At 34.0% G+C, this 18,803-nt stretch carries 15 protein-coding genes; 6 read left to right on the top strand and 9 right to left on the bottom strand.

What is annotated here, in order from left to right:
• Positions 1-24 precede the first annotated feature (24 nt).
• A complete protein-coding gene (locus tag A6I66_RS12815) occupies positions 25-1,443 on the bottom strand; it encodes a glycosyltransferase (RefSeq protein WP_067149954.1) in 1,419 nt (472 codons plus the stop codon).
• 337 nt (positions 1,444-1,780) lie between these two features.
• On the opposite strand from A6I66_RS12815, the gene A6I66_RS12810 reads away from it, so the two are divergent.
• Together A6I66_RS12810 and A6I66_RS12805 are read left to right on the top strand one after the other, a co-directional pair.
• Positions 1,781-2,158 carry an STAS/SEC14 domain-containing protein gene (locus A6I66_RS12810; RefSeq protein WP_067149951.1) on the top strand — a complete coding sequence of 126 codons (378 nt, stop codon included), beginning with the start codon at positions 1,781-1,783 and terminating at the stop codon, positions 2,156-2,158.
• A gap of 1 nt (position 2,159) precedes the next feature.
• Positions 2,160-2,990: a hypothetical protein gene (locus A6I66_RS12805; protein ID WP_157614206.1), complete on the top strand. Its 831-nt coding sequence runs from the start codon at positions 2,160-2,162 to the stop codon at positions 2,988-2,990.
• A gap of 603 nt (positions 2,991-3,593) precedes the next feature.
• Here A6I66_RS12805 and A6I66_RS12800 read toward each other — a convergent pair.
• Together A6I66_RS12800 and rpsO are read right to left on the bottom strand one after the other, a co-directional pair.
• A complete protein-coding gene (locus tag A6I66_RS12800; protein WP_067149945.1) occupies positions 3,594-5,837 on the bottom strand; it encodes a polyribonucleotide nucleotidyltransferase in 2,244 nt (747 codons plus the stop codon).
• A gap of 208 nt (positions 5,838-6,045) precedes the next feature.
• Positions 6,046-6,315, bottom strand: a complete 270-nt coding sequence (gene rpsO, locus A6I66_RS12795) for a 30S ribosomal protein S15 (RefSeq protein WP_067149941.1) — start codon at positions 6,313-6,315, stop codon at positions 6,046-6,048.
• Between the two features lie 243 nt (positions 6,316-6,558).
• Here rpsO and A6I66_RS12790 point away from each other — a divergent pair, with 243 nt between their 5' ends.
• The gene (locus tag A6I66_RS12790) at positions 6,559-7,668 is read left to right on the top strand and encodes a sensor histidine kinase (protein WP_067149938.1); all 1,110 of its coding nucleotides are present in this window, start codon (positions 6,559-6,561) and stop codon (positions 7,666-7,668) included.
• Positions 7,669-7,722: 54 nt separating this feature from the next.
• Here A6I66_RS12790 and accD read toward each other — a convergent pair whose 3' ends face one another.
• The 3 genes from accD to tamL all read right to left on the bottom strand — a co-directional run bounded on the left by accD (position 7,723) and on the right by tamL (position 12,598).
• Entirely contained in the window at positions 7,723-8,580 is an 858-nt protein-coding gene (gene accD / locus A6I66_RS12785) for an acetyl-CoA carboxylase, carboxyltransferase subunit beta (protein ID WP_067149935.1), read from the bottom strand.
• A gap of 292 nt (positions 8,581-8,872) precedes the next feature.
• Complete coding sequence (fbaA, locus tag A6I66_RS12780) at positions 8,873-9,940, bottom strand: class II fructose-bisphosphate aldolase (protein WP_067149932.1); 1,068 nt, start codon at positions 9,938-9,940, stop codon at positions 8,873-8,875.
• Between the two features lie 132 nt (positions 9,941-10,072).
• The gene (tamL, locus tag A6I66_RS12775) at positions 10,073-12,598 is read right to left on the bottom strand and encodes a translocation and assembly module lipoprotein TamL (protein WP_067149929.1); all 2,526 of its coding nucleotides are present in this window, start codon (positions 12,596-12,598) and stop codon (positions 10,073-10,075) included.
• Between the two features lie 161 nt (positions 12,599-12,759).
• On the opposite strand from tamL, the gene A6I66_RS12770 reads away from it, so the two are divergent.
• Positions 12,760-13,479, top strand: coding sequence for a TrmH family RNA methyltransferase (locus A6I66_RS12770; RefSeq protein WP_067149926.1), 720 nt, complete (start codon positions 12,760-12,762; stop codon positions 13,477-13,479).
• Between the two features lie 56 nt (positions 13,480-13,535).
• On the opposite strand, the gene porT is transcribed toward A6I66_RS12770, so the two are convergent.
• Entirely contained in the window at positions 13,536-14,264 is a 729-nt protein-coding gene (porT, locus tag A6I66_RS12765; protein ID WP_067149923.1) for a type IX secretion/gliding motility protein PorT/SprT, read from the bottom strand.
• A gap of 4 nt (positions 14,265-14,268) precedes the next feature.
• Positions 14,269-14,994, bottom strand: coding sequence for a bifunctional demethylmenaquinone methyltransferase/2-methoxy-6-polyprenyl-1,4-benzoquinol methylase UbiE (ubiE, locus tag A6I66_RS12760; RefSeq protein WP_067149919.1), 726 nt, complete (start codon positions 14,992-14,994; stop codon positions 14,269-14,271).
• Positions 14,995-15,106: 112 nt separating this feature from the next.
• Here ubiE and trkA point away from each other — a divergent pair, with 112 nt between their 5' ends.
• On the top strand, positions 15,107-16,483 hold the full coding sequence (gene trkA / locus A6I66_RS12755; protein WP_262509419.1) for a Trk system potassium transporter TrkA: 1,377 nt from the start codon (positions 15,107-15,109) through the stop codon (positions 16,481-16,483).
• A 22-nt stretch (positions 16,484-16,505) separates the two neighbouring features.
• Complete coding sequence (locus A6I66_RS12750) at positions 16,506-18,002, top strand: TrkH family potassium uptake protein (RefSeq protein WP_067149912.1); 1,497 nt, start codon at positions 16,506-16,508, stop codon at positions 18,000-18,002.
• Positions 18,003-18,034: 32 nt separating this feature from the next.
• On the opposite strand, the gene A6I66_RS12745 is transcribed toward A6I66_RS12750, so the two are convergent.
• The gene (locus A6I66_RS12745) at positions 18,035-18,691 is read right to left on the bottom strand and encodes a DUF4386 family protein (RefSeq protein WP_067149909.1); all 657 of its coding nucleotides are present in this window, start codon (positions 18,689-18,691) and stop codon (positions 18,035-18,037) included.
• Between the last annotated feature and the right edge of the window lie 112 nt (positions 18,692-18,803).

Below are 18,803 nucleotides of genomic sequence, written 5' to 3'. Positions count from 1 at the left end.
TTCATTTAAATTACTGAAAATATTTTATTTTTTCACTGCCAGCTCACGTGTTAACCACCCACTCTTACTTGCTGTTGCAATGGCGTAAGGCGTAATCCAAAACAATGCAAAAGTATATAAAACACTGTAACTGTAGGCCCAAAATGATTCTGAAACCTTATAACGATTGGCGTAAAATAACATCGAGAAGGTTGAAATAATTAGGGTGCTTACTAAAGTTGAACTAATGAAAAGTAAAGGATGTGCAATTACAAAAAATAGCATAAAGATTAAGAACGGATACGTCATAATAATCTCTGATGACTGACTAAGAAATAATAATCGCGTTCCAACTTTAGAATCTTTTTTGAAATTTGTGAATACGTATTTAGACATCTCTATGTTTTCACGAACATTGCTTCGTCCCCATCTAATAAACATCTTATAAAGGCCTTTGTATTTTTCTGGTACGTTCGTATAGGCATATGCGTTTCTTTGAAACAATACGTGTTTACCTTGTTTTAAAATCATGTTGGTCATAGCACGATCCTCACCGATATCAGACGGCTTGCCCATAAAAGTTTGATTAATCCATTCTGGTAAGCAAGCAAATACAGCTGAACTTCTATAAGCAGCTAGTGCTCCAGGTGTACAAAGTACCGAGTTTAGCGTACTTTCTGCCGATCTTACAAATTCGAAACTTAAAACAAAACTAACATCAAGCATTTTTGGTAATAAGGCCTTTTTGTTATTTAGAACTCGAATATTTCCAGCAACAGCGCCACATTTTTCATTATGAACAAAAGGACTAACTAAAAGTCTAATGGTGTCCTTGTTTACTATAGAGTCGCTATCTACAGTAACAAATACTTCGCCTGTTCCATGGTTGAACCCACGGTATAAGGCATGACGCTTTCCTTGGTTTTTAGGCTGTTGAAAAATTTCTAAACGATCACCTAACGTGTTTTTGGCTTTAAGCATCCATTCCCAAGTGTCATCTTTACTACCATCATCAATGGCTAATAACTGTAGTTTGTTTTCAGGGAAATCGCTCTCAGCTAAACTGATTAAAGTGTCCCATACTTGTTTACCTTCATTGTAGGCTGGTACAATGACTGTACAAGTTGGAAGTTCTTCATCTGAAACTGATTCAATGGGTTTATAGCAGAAATATTTATATAAGGTGTATATGAAAAAACTAACTTTAAATACAAGTAGTCCTGTACCTATAGCTAAGAAAATCATCCCAAACGTAGAAGATGATTGTTTTATGTTGAATTCATAAAAATCACTTTGCAATAAATAAAAGAGGTAAACAGCATTTGCCATCAATAAAAAAGTGCTTACTAATACAAGAAAGCCCCAAGTTCTCCCCGTTTTATTTGTGATTAAATTTTTTAATCCAGTCGTTAAATTTTTTAATTGGTTCGGTTTTTCGTCAACGTTAGTTTGTTTTGTTCCCATATCTAATTCCTGTTTTGTTTTTACCTTTTGTTTCTTATACGCGAGGAATAGTAATCTAGATCCTTTTAATTTTAATTTTAACTATTTATTAGGAATTAAAGCATAGAATAATGATTTATGGATGAATTTTATATGATTTATTTTTTTCGTTTACGATTTTTAGGGGGTGGACTTAAGCTGATTAATACCAGAGTCGCAATTATGTACTTTTTATATTTTATACAAACATGTTTGGTAGAAAGAATTGATTTTTTGGAAGTAAAGCTTTTATAAGCATTAATAAATTTTAAATTTGAAATAAATTTCTCCCTTTTAAAAACCAACTTAATGTTAGTAAATGAGTAATGCCAATATAACACCACCAGTATGGAAACACCATTTAAATACAGAGTACATTTTTATTAATTTTTCAGGATTAACAACCGATCGAGAAATTTTAAATCAAATTGAAACAGCCGTTGCGATGGGGTTGGAACGACCAGATAAGTCAGTTAGAGCTTTGGTGCATATTAAGGGGACTAGAACAAATCCTGGAACAACGAGAAAGATGGCTATTCTGGGTAAAATGGTACAACCCAAAATTAAAAAATCGGTATTGGTAGGTTCTAGTGGTTTTTTGTCGCTTCTTGTAAAGATTTATACCTCACAAACTGGTAGTAAAATTAAGTTTTTTACAGATATGGATGTGGCTTTAGAATACTTAACAAGTGATTAAGGTGATAAAGGAGAACAAAAGTGAACAGATTAAATGTAGCGTTGTTATTATTACTAGAAATAGTTTTGATAAGGAAAAAACGTATTTAGATGGCTTTAATTTTAAGTTGATTACTATTGCTTCCGTTGAGGATCTTAAACGTTATACTCCAAATGTAATAATCATTGATTACGATAGTATTTCTGATCTAGATGAAGTAACTTCAGAAATAAATGAGATGCCTGAAGCCCTTAGTATTTCAATTATACTTTTGACATCAAATCGTGTAGATACAGTTTTAAATATCGTTCTGAAATATAAAATTTTTAGTGTTCTTAATTCGTTAACTAATGCTACTGCGGTTGTGTCTTTAAATTCAGCGCATAATCAATTTGTTAAATCTTATGATGATAGGTTAAAAAACAATGAGCTGAATAGGCTTTTAAGTACCAACTATCTCACTTTGGATACTAAAAATCAATTTTTAGAGCAGACTAATAAGCGTTTAGAAAAGTTAATTTCTGATGATATAAAAACCACGACACTCCAGCTCCAAAAGTTAAGTGATTCTATTGAAAAGCATCTTAAAGATGAATATCAATATCAATTGTTTAAAGTGCATTTCGAAGAAGTTCATCCTTTGTTTTATAAACGACTACTAGAAATTGATAACTCATTTTCGGATAGTAACTTAAAATTAGCATCTTTTATTAAGATGGGTTTTAGTAATTCTGAAATTTCTTTCTTTTTAAATGTATCGCTTGCAGCTGTAAAAAAAGGGATTCAAAGAATGAAGCAAAAATTAAAAATTCCTCCTCACGGCTCCTTAAGAGAATTTATATTTAAAATTTAGGCATTTTATGACTTTTAGTCGAAGTTAAATACTAGTGCCTGTTATAGTTTAAACGGAGAAATCGACTTAGCTTCTTAGCAGTTTGAAATTTTATTAATTTGGAAGGGGATTATGTTTTATAAGGGTTCAGAACGCAATAGGTGTAGAAAATTAGTACAAAAATTCAAATGTCTCCCATTTGTCTCCCTAGGTGTTGGCGGTTTACTTTGTTTTTAGAGCTTAATTTGTAGTAAAGAAATTAAAAAGGTTTAAAAATTAAAATGATTGCTATCCAACTGATTTAATCTAGTTTGGTAAATCTTTTAAATTTTAAATACGATTAAAATTTACTTAATTACTCTCAAAACTGATTATATTATGACAACCAAATTATTCAAAAATGTACACCATAAGTCTTGGCTTTTGTTTTTTGGAAGTTTCCTGGCTATCGGTTATTTATTATTAATTTTCTTATTAATATTTAGATATTGTTTCTAAGTATAATAGTATAATTTTCTAGTAGTCTAGTACAACAAAAAAGCTATTTTCAATTAAAAAACACCTCTCAAAAAGAAACCCCATAAAGCTAACTTTATGGGGTTTAATCTATATAGGAATCAAATGTTATCTGTCTCCTTTAGGTTTTCTATCGTCACGACGATTATCACGTCCGCGATTATCATTACCTCTGTTATCACGTCCACCTGAACGTTTATCGTCTCTTGGTGGTCTTGCAACATAACCTTCAGGTTTTGGCAAAATTGCTTTACGAGATACTTTCTCTTTACGAGTTCTTGGATCTACACCAAAGTATTTCACATCAAAAACATCACCCATATTAACCACATCAGTTACGTTTTCGGTACGTTCCCAAGCTAATTCACTTACGTGTAATAAAACCTCATTTCCTGGAGCTTCAGTATATTCTACAACAGCACCAAAATCAAGCATTTTAATAACTTTAACTTGGTAAACCTTTCCAACTTCAGGCTTAAACATTAAAGCATCGATTTTAGCATTAACGGCATCAATACCTTTACTACCTACACCAAGTACTTCAACAACACCTTCTTCTGTAACTGGATCTTCATTAATTACGATAGTTGTGTCAGTTTCTTTTTGTAATTCTTGAATTACTTTTCCACCAGGACCGATTAAGGCACCGATAAATTCATTAGGAATACGACGTGTAATCATCGTTGGAGCGTGATCTTTAACTCCTGAATTAGGTGTTGCAATAGTCTCCGTAATTTTTCCTAAAATATGCAAACGACCATCTCTGGCTTGTTTTAAAGCATTTACAAGAATTTCATAAGAAAGTCCTTTTACTTTAATATCCATTTGACATGCCGTAATACCATCGGCAGTACCAGTAACTTTAAAGTCCATGTCACCTAAATGATCTTCATCACCTAAAATATCAGATAAAACAGCATATTTTCCAGAATCTGCATCAGAAATTAATCCCATAGCGATACCAGAAACAGGTTTCTTTAATTGTACACCTGCATCCATCATAGCCATAGTACCAGCACAAACTGTTGCCATAGAAGAAGAACCATTAGATTCTAAGATTTCAGAAACTACTCTTACTGTGTAAGGACAATCTTCTGGAACCATTCCTTTTAATGCACGTTGAGCTAAGTTACCGTGACCTACCTCACGACGAGATGTTCCACGAATTGGTCTTGCTTCACCTGTAGAAAAAGGAGGGAAGTTATAGTGTAAATAGAAACGCTCTTCACCTTCAAAAGATGGCATATCAATTTGATTAGCTTCTCTAGAAGTTCCTAAAGTAACGGTTGCTAAAGCTTGAGTTTCCCCACGTGTAAAAATAGAAGAACCATGTGTAGATGGTAAATAGTCCACTTCACACCAGATTGGTCTGATGTCTGTTGTTTTACGGCCATCTAAACGTAAACCTTCATTTAACGTTAAGTCTCTTACAGCATTTTTCTCTGCTTTGCTGTAGTATTTAGATACTAATCCTCCAAAATTTTCTAATTCTTCTTCCGAAAATGAAGCGATTATTTCTTCTTTTATTTCTGCAAATGCAGCACTTCTTTCATGTTTTGAAGATCCTGCTTTAGCTACAGCATAAACTTTATCATATGCCATATCGTGAATTTTTTGTGCTAATTCAGCATCTTCACGTTCTGGCTCATATTCGCGTGTTTCTTTTTTACCAAAAGCTTCAGCCAATTTTACTTGGGCTTCACATTGCACTTTGATAGCTTCGTGTGCAAATTTGATAGCTTCTGTCATTTCTTCTTCAGAAATTTCATCCATTTCACCTTCTACCATCATCACAGAGTCAGCTGATGCACCGATAACCATATCGATATCACTTTCTGCAAGTTGCGCATAAGAAGGGTTAATGATGAATTCTCCATTTATTCTACCTACTCTTACTTCAGAGATAGGGCATTCAAAAGGGAAATCTGATAATTGAATTGCAGCTGATGCAGCTAAACCAGCCATAGCATCAGGCATAACTTCTGGGTCATGAGACATCAATTGAATCATTACCTGAGTTTCTGAATGGTAATCTTTTGGGAATAACGGACGTAAAACACGATCCACTAAACGCATCGTTAATACTTCACCATCACTTGGGCGTGCTTCTCTTTTAAAGAAACCACCTGGGTAGCGTCCTGCAGCAGCAAATTTTTCACGATAATCAACTGTTAACGGTAAAAAGTCTACATCAGAAGATTTATAATTGGAAACAACTGTACATAATAACATACATTTTCCCGATTGAACAACAACAGAACCATGTGCCTGTTTTGCTAATTTTCCAGTTTCAATAGAGATTTCTCTACCGTCCCCTAGGTCTATGACCTCTTTAAAAACTTGTGGAATCATAAATATTTTATACTAAATTAAACAATGGTCGTTGTGTTGTTGTGTGTAGTTGTTGTGTGACCAATGAAAAACTGTAATTAGCTTCTTCAATACGTGCTTTAAACTCTTACGTTAGAGCTGTTTTTTGAAAATCTTAGTTCGAAAATAGGAAAGTCAAAAACGAATGGCTAAGATAAAAAAAAGGGGCTAAATTAGCCCCTTTTTAATGTTATTTTCTTAATCCTAGTTCTTTTACTATGGCACGATATCTTAAGATATCTTTCTTAGTTAAGTAATCTAGTAAAGCTCTACGCTTACCTACTAATTTTACTAACGAACGCTCGGTGTTGAAATCTTTACGATTCTTTTTTAAGTGCTCAGTTAAGTGATTAATTCTGTGCGTAAATAACGCGATTTGACCTTCTGCAGAACCAGTATCGTTTTTTCCTTTACCGTGTTTTGCGAAAAGTTCTTCCTTTGCTTCTTTTGCTAAATACATGCTAATATTATTGTAAATGATTTTTATGTACACGAAAGATTTTCTTTCGAGCGGCAAATATACTAACTTTTTTGGGTTTGATGGTTTTTTTGCGTAACTTTTACTAATTAAATGGGTTACGATTTGAAATGTTATTTACCTCGTTAGAATTTTAAGTCCCTAATGGTTTAAATGAACTCCTTAAGAATAAAGATTATATAACATGCTAAATTTTTATGGATTAAAAAATGTTTAGGATAAACTATGAAAGCTCTATTTTCTCACAACAACTTTCCAGATACTTACGATTCTTTAGAGAGAATATTTAATAATACTTATAATGGTATTGCTATTCTTACTTTGGATGGCGATTGGATAAAAGTAAATGATAGTGTTTGTGAACTTTTTGGGTATACCCGGCTAGAGTTGTTCAATATGAACATTGAAACTATTATTTTTAGGGAGGATTTAGGGGTTCATCAGATCAAATATGAGCGTTTACTTCAGGGAAAAATTAGTAGGTACCGGGTCAGGCAACGCTATTTTCATAAAGATGGCTCCATTATATGGGTGCTTATTTCGGTGTCGTTAATTGCGAATGTCGATGGTTCTCCTGGACAAATGATTTGGCAGTTTTCGGATATTACCAACCGTAAAAGAAATCAAGACAAGTTGAAATTAATGTTACGTGTTGTTCGTGAGCAAAATGAACGACTCACTGCATTTGCTGATATTATCACCCATAATTTAAGGTCGCATTCAGGAAATTTATCAACCATTAAAGGGTTTTTAGAAGAAGAATTTAGTTGGTTAGCAGGTAATGAAAATTTTGAGCTCTTATCTCACGCTATCGAAAACCTTGAAGAAACCGTGTCGCACTTAACGGAAGTTGCTAAAATAAAGCAGGTAGAATCTAGTGAGATTAAACATTTAAACTTATACGATTATGTTGATAAGGCTATTTATACTGTAGCCGCTTTTGCCAAAAACACCAATACTACTATTTTAAATAATGTAGACGATGATTTAATTATTAAAGGATTACCTGCTTATTTAGATAGTATTATTTTGAACTTTCTAACCAACGCGATTAAATATAGAGATGAAAACAGGAAGCCTCAAATTAATTTAAGCACAACAAAAGAGGAGGGGTTTGTTATTTTAAATATTAAAGATAACGGTAAGGGCATAGACCTAGAAAAATATGGGGATAAGCTTTTTCAGATGTACAAAACCTTTCACTGTAATAAAGATGCTATTGGAATAGGTTTGTTTATAACTAAAAATCATATAGAATCTTTGGGAGGTCAGGTTAAAGTATCCAGTGTCGTAGGTGAAGGTACTGTGTTTTCAATAGCTTTTAAAAGTGCATAAAAAAGCCTGTTTTATTTGATAAAACAGGCTTTTTAAATTTTGTTCGATATAAAATTAAGCTCTTAAAGGCTGATTTAAAACTAAATCTAAATATTGATTCACTTTATTCTTTAATTCTTTACGTTGGGTAATAAAATCTAAAAATCCGTGTTCTAATAAAAACTCAGAAGTTTGGAACCCATCTGGTAAATCTTTTCCAGTAGTATCTTTTACAATTCTAGGTCCTGCAAAACCGATTAAAGCACCTGGCTCTGCAATATTAATATCACCTAACATAGCAAAAGAAGCTGTAATTCCACCTGTAGTAGGGTCTGTACAAAGTGATATATATGGTATTCCAGCATCTGCTAATTGAGCTAGTTTTACTGAAGTTTTTGCAAGTTGCATTAAGGATAGGGCAGCTTCCATCATACGAGCTCCTCCAGATTTAGAAATAACCATTAAAGGAATGTTATTCTTTAGAGAATAATCTGCTGCTCTAGCAATTTTTTCACCTACAACACTCCCCATCGATCCTCCAATAAAAGCGAAATCCATACAGGCTACAACTAAATCTTTTCCTTTTGATTTGCCTACAGCAGTTCTTACGGCATCTTTTAAGTTGGTTTTGTTTTGAGCCGATTTTAAACGCTCTGGGTATTTTTTGGTATCCTCGAATTTTAAAGGGTCTTTAGATTCTAGGTTCGTATCAAGCTCTTTAAATTTGTTATCATCAAAAAGGATTTCGAAGTATTCTTTACTTCCTATTCTAACATGGTAACCATCTTCTGGGCTTACATAGAAGTTTTTCTCTAGTTCTTCAGTATCAACAATTTTACCAGTTGGAGATTTGTACCAAAGTCCTTTTGGAGTGTCTTTTTTCTCTTCGGTAGTGGTTGTGATACCTTTTGTTGTTCTTTTAAACCAAGTCATATTACTTAATATATTTTAGTTTTTTCAGCTGGGCTAAAAAAGGTTTTCAATTTTAAATGTTTAGGGCTGCTTTTTCTCACTTATAAGTATTAAACTGAAATGATTTCACTTTAAACTATTTAGAAAAAGTCTGGATACAAAATTAAGCCTTTTTTTAAATTTCTAGTAACCACATGCATGTTTTCTTAAGGTATAGGTGTAATTTACTGAAAAAGAACTCTATAATGCAAAAAAAAAGGTTCTGCGTTAAGCAAAACCTTTAATTGATATTTGTAGTGTAATCATCTAGACACTATAAAGTATTTACGTTATTTAAATCTTCGAAAGCCTTTTTTAAACGTGCTACGAATGTTTTTTCTCCTTCACGTAACCAAACTCTTGGGTCGTAATGTTTTTTATTAGGAGAATCTTCTCCATCAGGGTTTCCGATTTGAGATTTTAGGTATTCTGATTTTTCTCCCATATAATCTCTAATACCAGTCATGAATGCGTATTGCAAGTCGGTATCAATATTCATTTTTATTACGCCATAGCTAATACCTTCACGAATTTCTTCTACTGTTGAACCAGAACCACCATGAAATACAAAGTCGATATGGTTATGCTCTACATTATATTTCTTAGAAATGTATTCCTGTGAATTCTTTAAGATTTTTGGCGTTAATTTTACGTTTCCAGGTTTGTATACGCCGTGAACGTTACCAAAAGCAGCAGCGATTGTAAATTGAGGACTAACTTTACTTAGTTCTTCATACGCATAAGCAACTTCTTCAGGTTGCGTGTATAATTTAGAATCATCAACATCAGAATTATCTACACCATCTTCTTCACCACCAGTAATACCTAACTCGATTTCTAAAGTCATACCCATTTTACTCATACGCTCTAAATACGTTTTGCAAATGGCTATATTTTCAACAAGAGGTTCTTCAGATAAATCAATCATATGAGAACTGAATAAAGGTTTTCCAGTTTCAGCAAAATGTTTTTCACTAGCATCTAATAAACCATCAATCCATGGTAATAATTTTTTAGCACAGTGGTCAGTATGTAGAATTACTGGTACACCATAGGCTTCAGCTAGTGTATGAACGTGTTTTGCACCTGCAACACCACCAGCAATAGCAGCTTTTTGTCCGTCGTTATTTAAACCTTTACCTGCATTAAATTGAGCACCACCATTAGAAAACTGAATGATTACAGGAGCGTTCAAGTCTCTTGCTGTTTCTAAAACACCATTAATGGTATCTGATCCTATAACGTTAACAGCTGGAAGTGCGTAGTTATTATCTTTTGCATGTTTGAATATAGCTTGAACTTCCTGTCCCGTAGCTACTCCTGGTTTAATATTGTGTCCCATTTTTAATAAATATAATTCAAAGTTAGTAAAGTATAAAAGTAATCATTTTTTAAGTATTTTATTGGTCTTTTGTTTTGATAAAAAGCAAAAATGATACTAAAACGTTGTAGTGATACAGGCTTAAAAAGCCGTTTAAAAAGGGTAATTAATACCTATATTATATACCGCATTAGAGAAATTAAAATCGTTAAACCATCTGTTCTTTTTGTTGTAAGAAGGGTCGTGTGTTTTAAAACCTACATCAAATCGAAATACAAAAAAGCTAAAGTCGTATCGAAGTCCGAATCCAGAGCCAACGGCTAAATCCTCTAGCGACTTAAACCCGGTAAATGTTGCACCTTCATCGGTTACGTTATCTAAAACGTTCCAGATGTTACCAACGTCAACAAATACGGCGCCATAAAAGTTTTCTAAGATATGAAAACGCTGTTCTGCATTAAAAGCAAGTTTTAAATTGGCTTCATTAAACTCGTCCGTGGTTTGTGAACTTCCAGGGCCGAGGCTATAAGCAGTCCATGCTCTGTTATCGTTAGGGCCTCCAGCAAAAAAACTTCGAGAAAATGGAATACTGTTTGAATTGCCATAAGGAATAGCGATCCCAAGAAAACTACGGAAGGCAAGTACATTTTTTTTACCTAAGTCCCAGTGCTTGGTATATTCAATTTCCGTTTTTATAAATTGAGAATAAGCGACATCAAAGAGTTTATATCTGCCTTCATCATCTTTGTCTAGGTTTAATAAACCAGCACCGAGAGAAAGTAAGTTACCTGCAGGTTCGAGTTTAAAACGTAAAATGTAATAGTCTTCATCAAAAAGGCTCGTTCGCTCATTTACAATAACGCTCCAGCTAGAAGAAAAGATTAAGTTATTTTCGGTTAATCGGTCTTTTCGCTCACTAATACTATTTACGGTAGTCAACTGGCTATTGGAAAACTCAGACGGTGGCGGTACACTTGTCGCATAATCTATAAAATCATTGGCTCCGTCTGGAATTTCTAAATTTTGATCGGGTGGGATGTAATCAACTTCATGAGCGATTTCATTTAATGATTCATATGAGTTTTGATACACATCGAAATAAGCATCAACATTTAAGTTTTGCACATACTGCATGTTAAAGACATCAACTCTATTGGTTACCGTTTTGTTAGGCACCCAATTGTAATTAAATACACCTCCAAAAGTTTGTTTATCGAGGCCAATATTGGTTTGGCTGGTCATGGCTAAACTAATATTAGTTGTTGGCGACATGTATTTGGGAATAAGGTGTTTGGTGTAAAAAGGAGAGAAGAACCTTGGAATGGTAAGCCTTAAATCGACACCATATTCAACAATGTCGAAAAAAGCATCATTCGGGTTATTTTTATCTTTTGAAGACCCAATAGAACCTTTACCCGCAATTTCTAGTGTTTCTGCCCCTCTAAAAATATTTCGCATGAGCAAACTTGGATTTAAGGAAAAACCTAGCGTTTGAATATTACTCGTAGAAACGTCGGTACTAAACCCTAAACTAAATCGCTTTAAAGGTGTTAATAAAATGGTATCTGTAATGGTATTATCAAGTCTTTCTGTGACTTCAATATTAGGGTATCTAAATGTTCGTAGTTCTTTTAAGTGCCGGTATGTGTTTATCATATCGCGGTCTCTAAAAACATCTCCTGGTTTTATAAAAATGGCATCAGCTATGGCTTTTGGGCTGTGTCGCATTTTGTTATAACTGTAAAATTTATAACCATTAAAAGACGTCGAATCTTGAAATGGTTTACCTCGGTTTTCATAGCTATAATCTGTAATAACGTTAACATCTCTAATGGTATAAACATCAAAAGGCTGGCGAATAATCGAGTCATGATCTCTTATAGATCGATCCTGAATAGTTAGTCCAACATTCACCTTTTTGTTCGTGCCAATGGTGTCAATTTCGAAGGTGATGTAATCTTGATTAAAATGATATACCCCAGAATTCCTCAGACTTGTTGAAATTCTTTTGCGTTCCTCATCAAAATTGGCGGTTTGATATTGTTCGTTTGATTTTATAAAGGACTCCGATTTGTGGCGCTCATAAAGCGACTGTACTTTAGGGGATTTAATAGTTTCGGATATCGAATCAATTATAAAAGGGGTTCCTGTATTAACACTGTACTTAATTTCAGCGCGTTTGTCATCTTTTTTAATGACGTCGTATTCCGCTTTAGCGTTAAACCATCCGTGATTAATATAATAGGCCTCCAAACGGTTGGTTGATTTTTTAGATTTTGCTTCACTGACTATTACTGGTGCTTCACCGGTTTCTTTAAGCCAATTGTTAAAGCTAAGTGCAGATTTTTTTAAGTTATCCACCTGCTTTTGTGAATACATTCTTTTTAAACGCTCACGCCGTTTCGGGTTTTTATCTAACCAAGCTTCAAATAAAGAATCGCGGTTAGGGCGAGCTGTGTTGTATAAATGTAATCGTAAAGGAACGCCTAAAGCCTTTCGGTTGGGATGTTGATAGAGTAGATTTTCAGCTGTTTCTGAGTTGTCTTTTTTATCATTTACAAATACCTCGTTTTCTGTTAACAACAATTCACCTTCATTAACTCTTTTTACAGTATCGCACGAGAAAAACTGTCCTATAAATAATGCTAAAATGAATATTTTAAAGTGCTGTTTTTTCAAATGAAGTGTAGTTAATTCAGGTTTTATGAATGATTTTGGTTTTTGCAGCTAATAATGGTTCAAAAATAAGGTATTTCAGCTAGAAATTGAATTTAATTAATTCGAGACTAAGTAAATCTTTTAATTATTTTCTTTTCTTTATACAAATTTTTAAAAGGAACATGCTATCTAAGAGTCAGATTAAATTAATAACGAGTTTAAAGCAAAAAAAATATAGGCTTCAACATGGTTTTTTTGTGGTTGAAGGACTTAAAACGATTGCTGAATTATTGGATTCTGAATTGGAACTCTATCAACTTTTTACCACGGAATCCTTCGGTGATAAATCTGAAAAAGAAGTTATAATTACTGCTGCCGAATTAAAAAAAATTAGTTTCTTAACCACACCAAATAAAGCGCTAGCCCTTTTTAGGATTCCTGAGCCTAAAATCATACAAGCCGAGGGATTGGTAGTAGCCCTCGATGATGTGAGAGATCCTGGGAATTTAGGAACGATTATACGGTTGTGTGATTGGTTTGGTGTTAAAGATTTGGTTTGTAGTAAAAATACGGTCGACTGTTTTAATCCGAAGGTCATACAGGCCACCATGGGCTCGATAACTCGTGTTAATGTGAGTTATTTGGAATTAGAAAACTTTCTACAGAAACAAACCATTCCCGTTTTTGGAGCTTTTATGGAAGGTGAAAACGTTTATAGAAGTGCGCTACCAAAACAAGGTGTTTTGGTAATGGGTAACGAGGCTAATGGTATTTCTGAAATTATAGAAAACGTAATTACCCAAAAAGTATCAATACCTCGATTTGGAGATTTGCAGGCTACAGAAAGTTTAAATGTTGCTACAGCAACTGCTATTTTGTTAAGTGAATTTAAACGTTCTTGATGAAGAACTATTTTTTTAGCCAATAACTAATACCCTTTAATCAATAACAATTCTTCTTACTGAAAGGTGAAGTTTAAAAATACCCCACGTGTTTTCATACTAGCAATGTTGCTTGTCCACGGACTGTTAGGATCTTCATCTCTAACCAGTTCATCACTAATGGCAAAAACACCACGTACCGAAGGTGTGAACTTAAAATTATATAAGTAAAAATCAATTCCGAAGCCTAATTCATAAAAGATAGGGGTTGTTTTAGTTCTAAATTGCCCGCTAGAATTGTCTTCAGGGTTATCTTGGTTACTCGATAAGTTAATAGCGGTAGAAAAACCACCCACAACAAAAGGTTTAAAGTTATTAATACGCTTTGTTGATACTTTTATCAGTAAAGGAACGTGTATGTATGTTGATTTTACTTCCCTAACTAAGTCTGCATCGGTATAACTCATGCCATCAAAATAATCTTCGCTATAACGCAATTCTCGAGTTGTAATATTAAGACCAGGTTCCAAACGTAAATCAATAAAACTATTGATGCGTAAGTTTCCAATTAGTCCGACACTAAAGCCTGGTTCTCTTTTTACGTATATATCGGTGAGGTCTTCGTAGTAATCGAAATTAAAGTCGTAGCTGTTCATTCCTAAATAATAGCCCCAACGTAATAAATCGTTATCGGTAGAGCCGCGTCCTTGATTGGCATCATAGGTTACTTTTTCTCGTGTAAAAAGCTGAGCGTATGAGGTTTGGAATATGAGTAGGAAAGCGATTAGTGCAAAAAAATGCTTCATATGTTTACTTAGATGATTTGTAAATAGTTGCCACACCCAAAGTTTGTGGAAAATCTTCAACATTAATAAACCCAATTTTTCTTAAAATATTGTTCAAGGCTTCACCATAAGGAAAAACAGAAGCCGATTCCGATAAGTATCTGTAGGCACTTCGGTCCTTAGAAAATATTTTTCCTATTAGTGGTAAAATGTTTTTCGTGTATAAACTATATCCTTGTTTAAAAGGTGTTTTCGTAGGAACAGAGGTTTCTAAAATCACAAAAGTTCCATTAGGTTTTAAAACGCGGTATATTTCTTTGAGGCCGTTTTCTAAAGTTTCAAAATTTCTAACTCCAAAAGCTACGGTAATGGCATCGAACGTGTCATTTTTAAACGGTAGATTTTCGCTATCACCTAAAACCATTTCAATTTTAGAGTCTAAGCCTTTCTTTTTAATTTTTTCCTTGCCGATTTCTAGCATCCCACTGCTAATGTCTAATCCCACAATTTTGGTAGCATCAGTTTCAGCAAGGTTAATCGCTAAATCACCTGTTCCCGTAGCAATGTCTAAGATGCTTTCAGGATTACTGTTTTTTACGATATTAACTACTTTCTTACGCCATTTAATGTCAATTCCGAAGGAAATAACTCGGTTTAAGCCATCATAATCACTAGAAATATTATCAAACATTTTAGTGACTTGTTCTTTTTTACCTAAAGCGCTGTTTTTGTATGGTTTTACTTTTGACAAGTTGAAAAAATTTTTGACAAATATAAACTTTTAACAAAGGTTTACACAATAGCTAACCAAATAATTATATTGTTTCAATTTTATGTAGTGCCCTTTATTTTATACTATATTTGTGCTACTTTTTTATGATGACAGAAAAATGAAAATAATAATTGCGGGAGCAGGTGAGGTTGGATTTCATTTGGCAAAATTATTGTCTTACGAATCTCAAGAAATAACATTAATAGACCCAAATAAAAAAAGTTTAGCACACGCCGATAATCAATTAGACATACGCGTTGTTAAAGGTGATGCAACATCTATCGCTATTTTACGAGAAGCACGAGTGGATACTTGTGATCTATTTATAGCGGTAACTTCTAGCGAAACGACGAATATTACCATTTGTGTTTTAGCTAAGCAACTTGGTGCTATGCGAACCATTGCGAGAATTTCTAATACCGAATTTATTCGTTTTAAAGATGAAGTTGGTTTTACCAAATTTGGTATCGATGAATTAATTTCTCCAGAAGCGTTAGCAGCCTCAGAGATTGAGTTGTCATTAAAACAGTCGTCATTTAACGAAAACTACGAGTTTGAAGAAGGTGCGCTTACCATGGCAGGTCTTACCTTATCTAGAACAGCTACTTTTGTTGGAAAAACAGTTAAGGAAGCAGCCGAGGTTTTTCCTGAAATTCACTTTGTGCCTATCGCTATTCAACGATTTGGTACCCAATACACTATAATTCCACGAGGAGATACCGTTTTTAAAAGAGGAGACAATGTAGTTTTTATTACTTCGGAAGGTGGTGCCGACGAGCTTTGTAAACTTACTGGTAAAATCAATCGCGAGATTAAAAACGTTATGATTTTAGGTGGTGGACAAATTGGATTTAAAACAGCCCGTGATTTAAGTGAGAAAGGGTTTAATGTGAAGTTGATAGAAGGGAATAGAGATCGTGCTTTTGATATTGCAGATGTATTAACCAAAGTTCTGGTGATTAATAGTGATGGACGAAATGCTGATTTGTTAGAAGAAGAAAATATTGGTGATATGGATGCCTTTATTGCGGTTGGTCCAAATTCAGAAACGAACATCATGTCCTGTTTAGTAGCTAAATCGAAAGGGGTTAAAAAAACCATCGCTTTGGTTGAAAACATGGATTATTTCGATCTGTCGCATTCGATCGGTATCGATACTTTAATCAATAAAAAATTATTAGCAGCCAATAATATCTTTAGATACATTAGACGTGGCGAAGTGGTTGCCATGACCAAACTGAGTAACTTAAACGCCGAACTTTTGGAATTTGAAGTTAAAAGTTCTTCGGCCGTTTGTAACAAATCTATTAAATCTATCGATTTTCCTAGATCGGCTATTATAGGCGGGGTTATAAGAAACGGTGTTGGTATGATTGCTTTAGGTAATTTTAAAATTCAGGCCGGGGATCGCGTGGTGGTTTGTTGTTTATTGAAATCTATAAAACGCGTTGAAAAATTATTTATATAAATTTGCCCATTAATCGGTACTTATTTTGAAACTCAATTTTAAAATTATTTTTCACTTTTTAGGATTGCTATTATTGTTTAATGGCGGTTTTATGCTAGTTTCTTCACTGGTTAGCTTACTTTACAAAGACGGCGTTACTTCGCAAATATTTTTAGCAGGCTTATTAACTATGGTTGTTGGTGCTATCACAATGGTATTTACAAGAAACCATGAGAAAGTTATGAATAAGCGAGAAGGGTATATTGTTGTGGCCTTTGGTTGGATAATCATGTCGCTTTCGGGCACCTTACCTTATGTGATAACGGAAAGTATTCCGAGTTTTACCGATGCTTTTTTTGAAACCATGTCGGGTTATACTACTACAGGGGCTTCTATTTTAAACGATATTGAAGTCATTCCGAAAGGGATTTTATTTTGGAGGAGTTTAACGCACTGGATAGGAGGTATGGGGATTATCGTTTTAGCTATTGCCATTCTTCCTTTGTTGGGTATTGGAGGGATGCAACTTTTTGCTGCTGAAGCCCCAGGACCGAGTGGTGATAAGCTTCATCCACGTATAACCGATACTGCAAAGCGTTTATGGCTTATTTATTTTAGTTATACTGCTGCTGAAACCATCCTGTTAAACATTGCGGGTATGTCGTTTTTTGATGCGATTAATCATGCCATGTGTACCTTGTCTACTGGAGGGTTTTCAACTAAAAACGCTAGTGTAGCATATTGGAACCATCAGCCTATAATACAATACATTATTTGCTTATTTATGTTTCTGGCAGGTTCCAATTTTGTATTAAGTTATTTTGCATTCAAAGGGAAATTTCAAAAAATATTACATGATGAAGAGTTTAAATTGTACTTTAAATTCATCACTATTTTTACCTTAATAGCTGGAGTTATCATTTATTTACATGCCGATTTGAGTATCTCCTCGATACATCACCCAATCGTTTGGGGACAGGCAGAAAGTTCATTTAGGCATGCGCTTTTTCAGGTATTATCAATAGTTACAACAACAGGTTTTGTTTCTGCCGATTATACTTTATGGACGCCATTTTTGGTTGTTTTCTTTTTTGGACTCATGTTTTTAGGTGGTTCGGCAGGAAGTACTTCTGGTGGTGTGAAAGTGGTGCGCCATCTCATCTTAATAAAAAATGGGTTTTTAGAATTTAAACGTACCCTACATCCAAATGCAATTGTACCAGTAAGATATAACGGAAAGGCGATTAACCGATTTATTGTATTTAATGTATTGGCCTTTTTTATTCTTTACATGTTGTCCTTTATTATTGGAGCCTTAGTGTTCTCCATGTTTGGCTTGGAGTTTAAATCGGCTATAGGTTTAGCAGCATCTACTTTAGGAAACGTAGGACCTGCATTTGGCGATTTCGGACCGGTTAATAACTACGCTTTATTGCCAGGGTTAGGAAAGTGGTGGGCGTCCTTTTTAATGCTTATAGGAAGGCTTGAGCTGTTTACAGTACTTATCTTATTTACACCGTTCTTTTGGCGGAACAGGTAGACCCTACTAGACTGCTTAAATAACGTTGAAGATTAAGTTTTTCCGTTTTTTATCATAGCGATACCTATCCAGAGAAACCAAAAAATCTGAGTGAGGCCAAATACAACTCCTAAGTCTGTTAGTGCTGGGATTATTGTTAAAATTCCTGCGCTTCCTACGATTAATCCTAAGTAATTTAGACCTTTGTTAAATATAGATTGCGTCAAACCCATTATGCTTATAAGTAAAACCCATATTCCACCAATAATTTCTACTCCTCCACCAAGGCCGTTTTGAATCGTTTCAATGGTTTTCCAGGAAGTTATTGCAGAATTGGGGTCTGTGTTATAAGTTTCCCCAACAGCGTTTATTCCAACAACTGCAATCATACCACTTGCAATTACGAGTCCTGACCAGATAAAACCAAATACAGGCATTGCTTTAGAAAAAAGAGTTGAATTATTTTCAAAAATTTCGTGTATAGCAATTGTAAGAGGGATTAAAACAATTCCAAATATGACATAAATAAGCAACATCCATAATTGATATTTGGCTTTATTTTCTATAATGAATTGTAACTTTTCAGCGGCTGTTTGGGCTTGATCAATAGCGGGGTGTAAGCTGGAAAATAATAAAATAATACCAAATATGTAAAGGCTGGCTTCTATGATTCCTGAAATTCCTCCCACCGTTTGATTTTTTTTATTCACATGAATCTGTATATGGTTAACTGTTTGATTTTAGGTGTTTTGTGTTTTTAAATATAAGCTATAATTTAGGTTTTTTCATTATCTTTTAATTAAAATTTAAACAAAAAAAAAG

This window comes from Pseudotamlana agarivorans, assembly GCF_001642835.1.
GTDB classification, from domain to species: Bacteria; Bacteroidota; Bacteroidia; order Flavobacteriales; family Flavobacteriaceae; genus Pseudotamlana; species Pseudotamlana agarivorans.
The sequence above is the reverse complement of the archived record's forward strand: the minus strand, read 5'-3'. Positions and strand labels throughout refer to the sequence as shown.